The following is a 7,661-nucleotide window of genomic DNA, read 5'->3' as shown; positions in this document are numbered from 1 at the left end:
GGTACTTACGTGGTGCTGGCACTGCTCGTGGTTCTCCTTCGGGCCAGGATCATAAGCCTGGCTTCAGGGACTCCACGAAACGGGGTGCAGCTCACCACAGCGGTCTGCCGGAGGAGCTCGTTGCCTTGCAGCAAGCTGCCGACACCCCACTCTCAGCTGCAGCAACTCGATGACCACGAGGAGCGCAGTCACCAGCGCGACACATGGCGCGAAGCATCAGCCGCAGTACAGGCAGCTGTAACCCAGTACGTCGGCACCCAACGACATCGAGGACAACGCCGACCGGCTGACCCAGAGCCTCCCCGCGAACCCGTCGGCGGCACGTACCCGAGGTTGGGTATTCGCCCGAGGCCTGCCGTAGCGCTGAGAGTGCACGACGGGGTGTGAGCGGCGCCGGCAGCGCCACGTGGGAGCCGGAGTCGGCGACTCGACTGGCATTTCCAGGCCGACCGTGGCGGGCCGGTTGTGGCTGGGGGTGTTCGGTGGTCAGGGGGCGCTTGCTGGTCACGGCGTCGTCTACTCGTTCGTTTATGGCTCATCTTTGACTGAAACCGACCAAAACGGCATGCGCCCTGGGTTTCGAGCGTGCTTGTTTGCGGCCAACGCGACGGGGGTGGCGCAGATTTGACCGCTGGCCCCCTGTCGACTGCTTCAACCCAGGGGGTACAGGTTGAAAATCAGAGCTCTGCTCGCCACGGGGGCAGTGGCGCTGGGACTGCTGGGAACAGCTGCTCCGTTCGCCGAGGCAGACCAGCCCGGTGCCGGACAGCTGCGGGTCACTATCGGCCCGACTCGGTCCCAGGTCACCGGACTCGCTGCCGGTCCGGCGTCCAATGCCACCTGTACCATCAACAAGATCAGCATCAACCGTTACAGCGAGTGCGAGTGGGTCACCATCCACGTCGACGTCATCAAGGTCATCGACGGGAAGCCTGAAATCGAGGGTACTGTCGACTTCGACGTCAAGCACCAGATGGCCCTCAAGGTGAACTCCGCGAACCGGTCGGAGGAGTTCACCGTATCCAAGGCGCGGGTCACACGCGCGGGCTCGGGCGTCAGCGTCGATGTCGCCGCTGCTTCCGGGGGCGGCACCAAGGCCACCGTCCACTTCCCGCAGGGCCACTGTGCCATCCCGGAAGTGCCCACCGCGGTCAGCATGGTCGGCATCCCCTACATCGACAACGGGATCCGCAGGCTGCGTTCCAGCGGCGGCCACTACGGTGACCCCTACGGCGGCAAGCCCCTGCACTGGATGATCAACCCCACGCAGGAGGACAACAACCGCAAGGCGGTCTGCCCGACCAAGGCCCCGCCGGACATGCAGCGCGCCGGCCGCACCTCGTGCGACGAGTACCCCTTCGCCTCGACCAAGGAAGGCGGCACTCACCTGCCGGCCAACCAGCGGGAGATCACCTGGGTGCATATCCAGGAGAACCGGAGCCAGGGCGGCCGCATCACCGCCTGGCGCGGCAAGATGCACGTCATGGACGGCGACCCGTTCTACGTGATCGTCTGAGCGCCGCTAGACTCCCCGCCAGTCAGGGTGCCCCCTTGTCCCGCCTCTGTGCCAGGGCAAGGGGGCACCCGTCTCCGCTGAAGGAGGCTTGTCCCATGCTGGTTCGTGAAGCAACGTTCACCATCGATGTGGGAGAACACGGCTACCTCATCGGATTCGACGACGACTACGACTGGCCGAAGGAGATGCCGTTCGGCTGGCGCTGCGGCCCGGCCAGCGACAGCAACGCCATCGTGATGCCCACCACCGACACCGGCCCCGTGCAGATGATCATTCAGGTCCACGACGGCCCGCCGGCACCCGAGTCCGGCAACGAGTGGGAGCCGCCGGAAGAGATCAGCCTGCGCGCCGACTTCCCCGAACTGTGCCTCGCCGTCATCAGGAGCGAGTTCTGGGATGCCTGGCCAGAGGACGAACCCCCGCTCGAGGTGCCGCCCTCCAACGAGGGCGAGGAGGAGTGGGTACGGATGCGCCTGTACTGCCATGCTGACGACCCCGAACCGGGCATCGGCGACCACGGCGAACGCCACCTCGTCCAGCTCTGGCGCGCTCCCCAGGCGCCCGGCGTGCACCCGGAGATCACGGATGCCGACCGGCAGGCCCGGGCCGAGTACGCCGCGCAAATGAACGTGCCGGTGGAGGAGTACACCAAGACCTACCCCCTCACCTACACCCCCGACAATCCACCCGCCTGACCTCCATGGGCGTGCCGCAGCCGCCTGGTCGGACGCCGTGATCGGTCCTGCCGTGGCGGCAGGACGTGATGCCCGATGCGACCAAGGTGCTCTTGGCCCGGACCCTGGACTGCGTATTCCTTCGGGGACTGGCAGGCCAACCGCCGTACGCCTGCCGCGCGGTGGGGGTCACCGTGGACGCCGACCGGCTGATCGCGCCTGGGCACGCCGCACTGTCTCAGTGTGCCCGGCGCACACCCGTGCGCCTGGAGGTGGCCGGTAGGACGGCGACAGCGTGGGGGAGCATGTGTGCAGTTGTCGCTCTGTTCGTGAGGGGTCGTCATGGGTTCCATTCGCCGCGCCGTTCCGCCGGTGCTGCTCTCCTGCCTGCTGCTGGCGGGTTGTTCATCCGGTTCGCACTCCGGCTCGGACACCTCGGGGAAGGGCGGAGCGTCGGAAGCGGGGTCCCCGGCAAGTGCCGAACCCGCAGGAACGGCGAAGATTGCGGTGGGTGCGGGGCCGCAGACGACGTACACGGTGCAGCAGCAGCCACCGGCAGGGAGCTGCCACTACCGACATGAGAACGGCGAGCCGCTGGAGGACCCCAAGTGCACGCCCGGTGCGCTTTCACCGGCCGTCACGCAGGCGAACCTGAAAACGACGATCTGCCGCGCCGGCGTATACCCCAAGGGGATCCGCCCGCCCGCCTCCGTCACCGGCAAGGAGAAGAAGCTCAACGCCGCCTCCTACGGCTACACCGGCAGCATGTCGGACGCCGAGTACGACCACCTCATCAGCCTCCAGCTCGGAGGTGACCCCAACGATCCCCGTAACCTCTGGGTGGAGCCGGCCGATCCGGGCCACAAGCCTGGCGGCGGCATCAACAACAAGAAGGACCCGGTGGAGACGAAGCTGCACACTGCCGTCTGCTCCGGGAAGGTCTCCCTCGCCGCAGCGCAGAACGCCATCGTCACTGACTGGACAACGGCCCTCAGCCGACTCGGCCTCAATTGAGCCACCTCTGTCTGTTTCACGACATGCTGTGCCGGCTGCCGGTGTGGCATCGTGATGGCTTGCTGGGCCCGCCGCTTTCCCCCGTAGCGGCGGGCCCAGTTCTCGTTCAGCGGGATGCGGGGCGCCGACCCCTTCGAGCGGTGCGTGCCGCCTTGGCCGTGTCGCGCACCAGACGGAGCCGTTTCCCATGAGCTGGTGATCTTCCAGGGCTTCCCATGCACGTCGGAGGTGAGCCAGGTCGGGATGCGCTTGCGACTCGTCCCGTCCTGCTCATGCAGGAGCCGTACAGCCTGGCACACCACCGGCTCGGAGGCCTGTCCGTGGGAGCACTCGAAGGTTCCCAGTGCGTGGTCGACGAGCTTGACGGTCGCTACCTCAGGCTTGTCTGCGCCTGGGCCAGGCCGAAGACGTCACCATGCATCAAGATCCTGCAGGCCGACGTACGATGCCCTCCCGAGAACATTCGCGAGGGCATCGTCTCAGTAGCTATGAGATTTCGGCCAGCCATTCCCAGTTGCCGGGCCGCGACTGCAGGATCCTGAAGCCTTGTTCGAGGACGTCGGTCAGGCTGGATGATTCAGCACGAATGAATCCCTGCTCGCCCAGTCCTGGACCCGACATCACCAAAGTCCAGGGCTCACCGCCTTGCGTCATCCTTTCATCGTCCACCTTGAGAATCACTGTGACGCCTGAGCGGCCCAGTCTCTCCATGAGCTGCTCAATATTCATTCGTACGCTCCTATCAAAAGCCTCTCAAGGCTGCTGAGATTTCATCGATGTCATGCAGCTGTCCCTTGCCGACCCTGTCGATGACGCTTCGAAGATCGGCGGAAGTCGGTCCACTCGTGACGTTGTTGAGACGCATCAGCTCTTCGACGACAGCTTGCGCAGTGCGTTTGTTTCCGTTGTTGAACATGTGCCCGCCCGCAATGTCGCGAATCACGACGGCCAACTTATCCCAGAGGCTGTTGTAGCGGCTGGCGTTCAGCATGGTGTTCGCCGGCGAGCCACTGAGCAGGGCTTCGCCGCCAAAACCACGGTTGATATCGGTGATTTCCTCAGGAGTCACCGGTGACTTGAATCCCCCCGTCAGTGGGCAGTCGGAATTGTGTACCAGGACTGGCGTGGCGCCGGCCAGCACATAGTAGGTGTGGAGGTCGTCGACGGTGAGGTTGTAGGTGCGGGTGTGCTGGTCGAAGGCGTGGTTGGCCTGGACGCGGACGGTGGTGCCGCGGGTACTGAGGAGGGTGGTGCCGGGGGTGAGGTCGTGCGCCTTGACCCAGTGGCGTGTTGAGGGGCTCCAGAAGGGGTGTTCGTAGGTGGCGGTGAGTTTCCGGGGGCCCTTCGGCGTGGTGATGGTGAGTTCGTCGAAGTGTTTGTCGCCGTCGGTGATGATGAGACGGCTGACCTTGCGGGGTGCGGTGCGGCCGGTGAGCGGGTCAGTGGCCAGGACGGAGTCGCCCGGGTGGACGCTCTCGATCTTCTTGGTTCGGCCGTTGGCCATCAGGACTTCGGTGCCGGCCGGGAAGCACTGCGTGCACACCTTTATGTAGCGGGAGTATCGCAGGTCCTGCAATGCTTCCATCCCTCGCTCGAGGAGCTTGAACTTCGAGCTGAGGAGGATGTCTGAGCCGAGTTGGAGGCAGGCGACGGCGTCGCCGCCCTTGCAGTCCTCGAACTGTCCGATGCCGAGGACGTCTTTCGCGAAGTCCCACGCCTGCTGCATTGCAGCGCTGGCGGCCGGGGCCTGCGAAAGGATCTCGCAGAAGGTCTCGTTGTGCTGGCACCAGCGCGCCGGGTGCTCGACGGCGTCGCAGCCGAGCATGCCGCAGCGGTAGCGCGCTTCGGCCTGGGCGCCGGTGTCCTTCTCGGCGGCCTTGCGTTCGGCTTCCTTCTTCTCCACGGCCGCCTGGAAGGCGTCCGCGAAGGCCTTGTCCGCGGCCTTGGAGTCCTTGCCGGCCGCGAGTTCGGAGGCACGGGCCTGTGCTCCGGCGCTGTAGGCGGCGGTGGCGGATGCCTGGGCCCACTCGGCAGAGCCGGCGGCGTCGACGGCGGAGGTCGCCGCGTCGCTCGCGGCCTGGTCGGCGGAGGCGGCGGCCTTGGCGGCGGTTCGGGCGGAGGCGGCTGCCTGGTCGGCGGAGGCCTGGGCGTCCTTGGCGGACTGGGCCGCCTGGTCGGCGTAGCCCTTGGCCTGCTTGGCGGAGGCGTCGGCCTTCTTCGCCCAGTCGGCCGCCTGGTCCTTGGCCCTGGCGGCGGTTGCGGCGGCCTTGTGGGCGTCGGCGGCGTTCTGCTGGGCGGTGGCCGCGACACCGGCGGCGTCCGCGATCAGCTGGGCGATCTGCGCGGTGTGGGTGGCACCCAGGAAGTCCTGGCGCTGCGCCTTGTACTGCCCGACCCGGATGAACTGATCCAGCAGATCGTCGGGGCCCTCCAGGGCGATGCGGGCCGCCGATTTCACGACCGGGCCGTTGGCGCTGTTCTTGGGGTCGGCGAGCTGGGCCGCGCGGACCCGTTCGTCCTGGGTGCGGGCCTGGTACTGGCCGGTCGTGAGGAACTGCCGGTATTTCTGCGGGTCGTTCGAGTCCAGTGCGGCCCGGCCGGTCTGCTGCACCACCGGTCCGCCGGCGTCGATGATCTGGGCGATGCTCACCCGGAAGTCCTGCGCCCCGGCCTCGTACTGCCCGGTGGCCAGGAACGCCGAGACCTGCTCGTCGCCGCCCTTGAGCGCTTCCTCGGCCGCGCTGCGCACCGAGGCCAGGGAGCTCTCCTGCGCGAGGGTCTGCACGCGGTAGCGGTCGTCCTGGTGGGCGGCCTGGTCGCGGCGGGTGGTGAGGTAGTCGACGGCGTCCTGATCGGTGCCCGTGAGAGCCACCTCGGCGGCGCCCCGGCTCCAGGATCCGCCGGTCTGCATCGTCGCCAGCGCGACCTTGCGGCCGGCCGGGGCGATCGTCTTGGGGTCGGCTCCGGGCTGGGCGGCCTGCGCGGCCAGGGACTTCGCCTGGGCGTCGGTGTCCTTGACCTGCTGGGCCGCCGCGGCATCGGCGGCCGTTTGCTGGTCCTGCTGCGCCTTGAGGTCCTCGGCCTGCGCGATACCGGCGTTGGTGCGCTCGGTCAGCTCCTCCGTCTCGATCTTGACGGCGGTCTGATGGGTCTTCTGGGCCTTGGCGACGGCCGCGGTGGCGGCGTCGGCCGCGTCCTGGGCGGCCTTGGCGTGCGCCGCGGACTGGGCTGCGGCGGTGGCTGCCTGACCGGCGTGGGTGGCAGCGTCATCGGCGTCCTTGGCGGCGTTGTCCGCGTGGGTGGCCGCCGCGTTGGCCGCGTCTTCGGCGTCGCTCGCCGCGTCGGCCGACTCCGCGGCCAGTGAGGCGGCGGCGTTGGCGGCGCGGTTGGCCTCCTGCGCGTGGCGGTGGGCCGCGGCTGCCTCGGCACCGGCCTCGGAGGAGTGGACGCCGGCCTGGGTGGCGTAGTTGTTGGCCTGGTCGGCGGCGTCGGCGGCGGCGTCGGCGTTGGTGCCGGCGTCGGCGGCGGCCTTCGCGGCATTGCCAGCGTCGGCTGCGGCGTTGCCGGCCTGCTTGGCGGCGTCCGCCGCCAGCCGTGCTCCCTTGGCCGCGGTGCGGGCGTCGTCGGCCGCCTTGCGCGCCGCGGACGCCTGGCCCGCGTCCGTGGCCGCGTCCGCGGCGGCGCTCTGCGCACGGGAGGCGGCCTGCGCGGCCCCCACCGCCGCCGAAGCGGCCTGCTCGGCGGCGCTGGCCGCGAGCCGCGCACTGTTGTTGGCGGCGGCCGCTGCGTCGATCGCCTCCTGCGCGGCCTCCGCGGCCTGCTTGGCGGCAGAGGCTGCCCGGCCGGCCGCCGAAGCGGCGTGCAGGGAGTCGTTCTTGGCGGCCTGGGTCTCGGCCGCCGCCTTCTGCGCGGCCTCCTTGGCGAGCTTCGCCGCCGTCACGGCCCGCGCGGAGGCGTCCTTGGCCGCCTTGGTCTGCGCCGCCGCCCTGGCACAGGCCTTCGTGGCCTGCGCCGCCAGCTGCGCGACGGTGGCGTGTTCCTGGTCACGGGCGCGCGCGACGTACTGGCCGACTTCCAGGAACTCGTGGATGTCGTCCGCCGAACCGTTCAACGCGATCCGGCCGGCGGCCGCCACGTTGGAGCCGCCGGTGCTGATGATCTGCGCGACCTCGACCCGCTCGTCCTGCGCCCGCCGGTCGAACTGGCCGGTCGACAAGAACGCCTTGATGTCGTCCGGCGTGCCGTTCAGCGCGGCCTGGCCGGCCTTCTTCACCTCCGGGCCGCCCGCGTCGATGATCTGCGCGACCTTGACCCGCTGGTCCTGGAAGTACGGGTCCTGCCAGCCGTCGTCCAGGAAGTCTTCTAGTGGCTCGTCACGCAGCCTTGGCCTGGTAATCGATCCGTTGCTCGTCGGCCAGCAGACTGTCTCCAAGACCTGATCTTGGAGGTGGTCGTGG

5 protein-coding genes are annotated in these 7,661 nt (G+C 68.6%); 3 read left to right on the top strand and 2 right to left on the bottom strand.

The genetic code is table 11. The annotated features are described in order from the left end of the window. Nucleotides 1-670: 670 nt before the first annotated feature. The 3 genes from ACZ5NH_RS44995 to ACZ5NH_RS44985 all read left to right on the top strand — a co-directional run bounded on the left by ACZ5NH_RS44995 (nucleotide 671) and on the right by ACZ5NH_RS44985 (nucleotide 3,204). Nucleotides 671-1,516 (top strand): NucA/NucB deoxyribonuclease domain-containing protein, encoded by an 846-nt coding sequence (locus ACZ5NH_RS44995; RefSeq protein ID WP_468784228.1) that lies wholly within the window; start codon nucleotides 671-673, stop codon nucleotides 1,514-1,516. A 95-nt stretch (nucleotides 1,517-1,611) separates the two neighbouring features. Beyond that, nucleotides 1,612-2,211, top strand: coding sequence for a hypothetical protein (locus tag ACZ5NH_RS44990; protein WP_468784226.1), 600 nt, complete (start codon nucleotides 1,612-1,614; stop codon nucleotides 2,209-2,211). Between the two features lie 321 nt (nucleotides 2,212-2,532). Beyond that, the gene (locus ACZ5NH_RS44985) at nucleotides 2,533-3,204 is read left to right on the top strand and encodes a hypothetical protein (RefSeq protein ID WP_468784224.1); all 672 of its coding nucleotides are present in this window, start codon (nucleotides 2,533-2,535) and stop codon (nucleotides 3,202-3,204) included. Nucleotides 3,205-3,690: 486 nt separating this feature from the next. Here the strand turns inward: ACZ5NH_RS44985 and ACZ5NH_RS44980 are convergent, their stop codons facing one another. Next, on the bottom strand, nucleotides 3,691-3,933 hold the full coding sequence (locus tag ACZ5NH_RS44980) for a hypothetical protein (RefSeq protein WP_468784223.1): 243 nt from the start codon (nucleotides 3,931-3,933) through the stop codon (nucleotides 3,691-3,693). 13 nt (nucleotides 3,934-3,946) lie between these two features. Continuing rightward, nucleotides 3,947-7,636, bottom strand: coding sequence for a polymorphic toxin-type HINT domain-containing protein (locus ACZ5NH_RS44975; protein WP_468784221.1), 3,690 nt, complete (start codon nucleotides 7,634-7,636; stop codon nucleotides 3,947-3,949). Nucleotides 7,637-7,661: the final 25 nt, after the last annotated feature.

This window comes from Streptomyces sp. NPDC031426 (assembly GCF_055581585.1).
The sequence above is the reverse complement of the archived record's forward strand: the minus strand, read 5'-3'. Positions and strand labels throughout refer to the sequence as shown.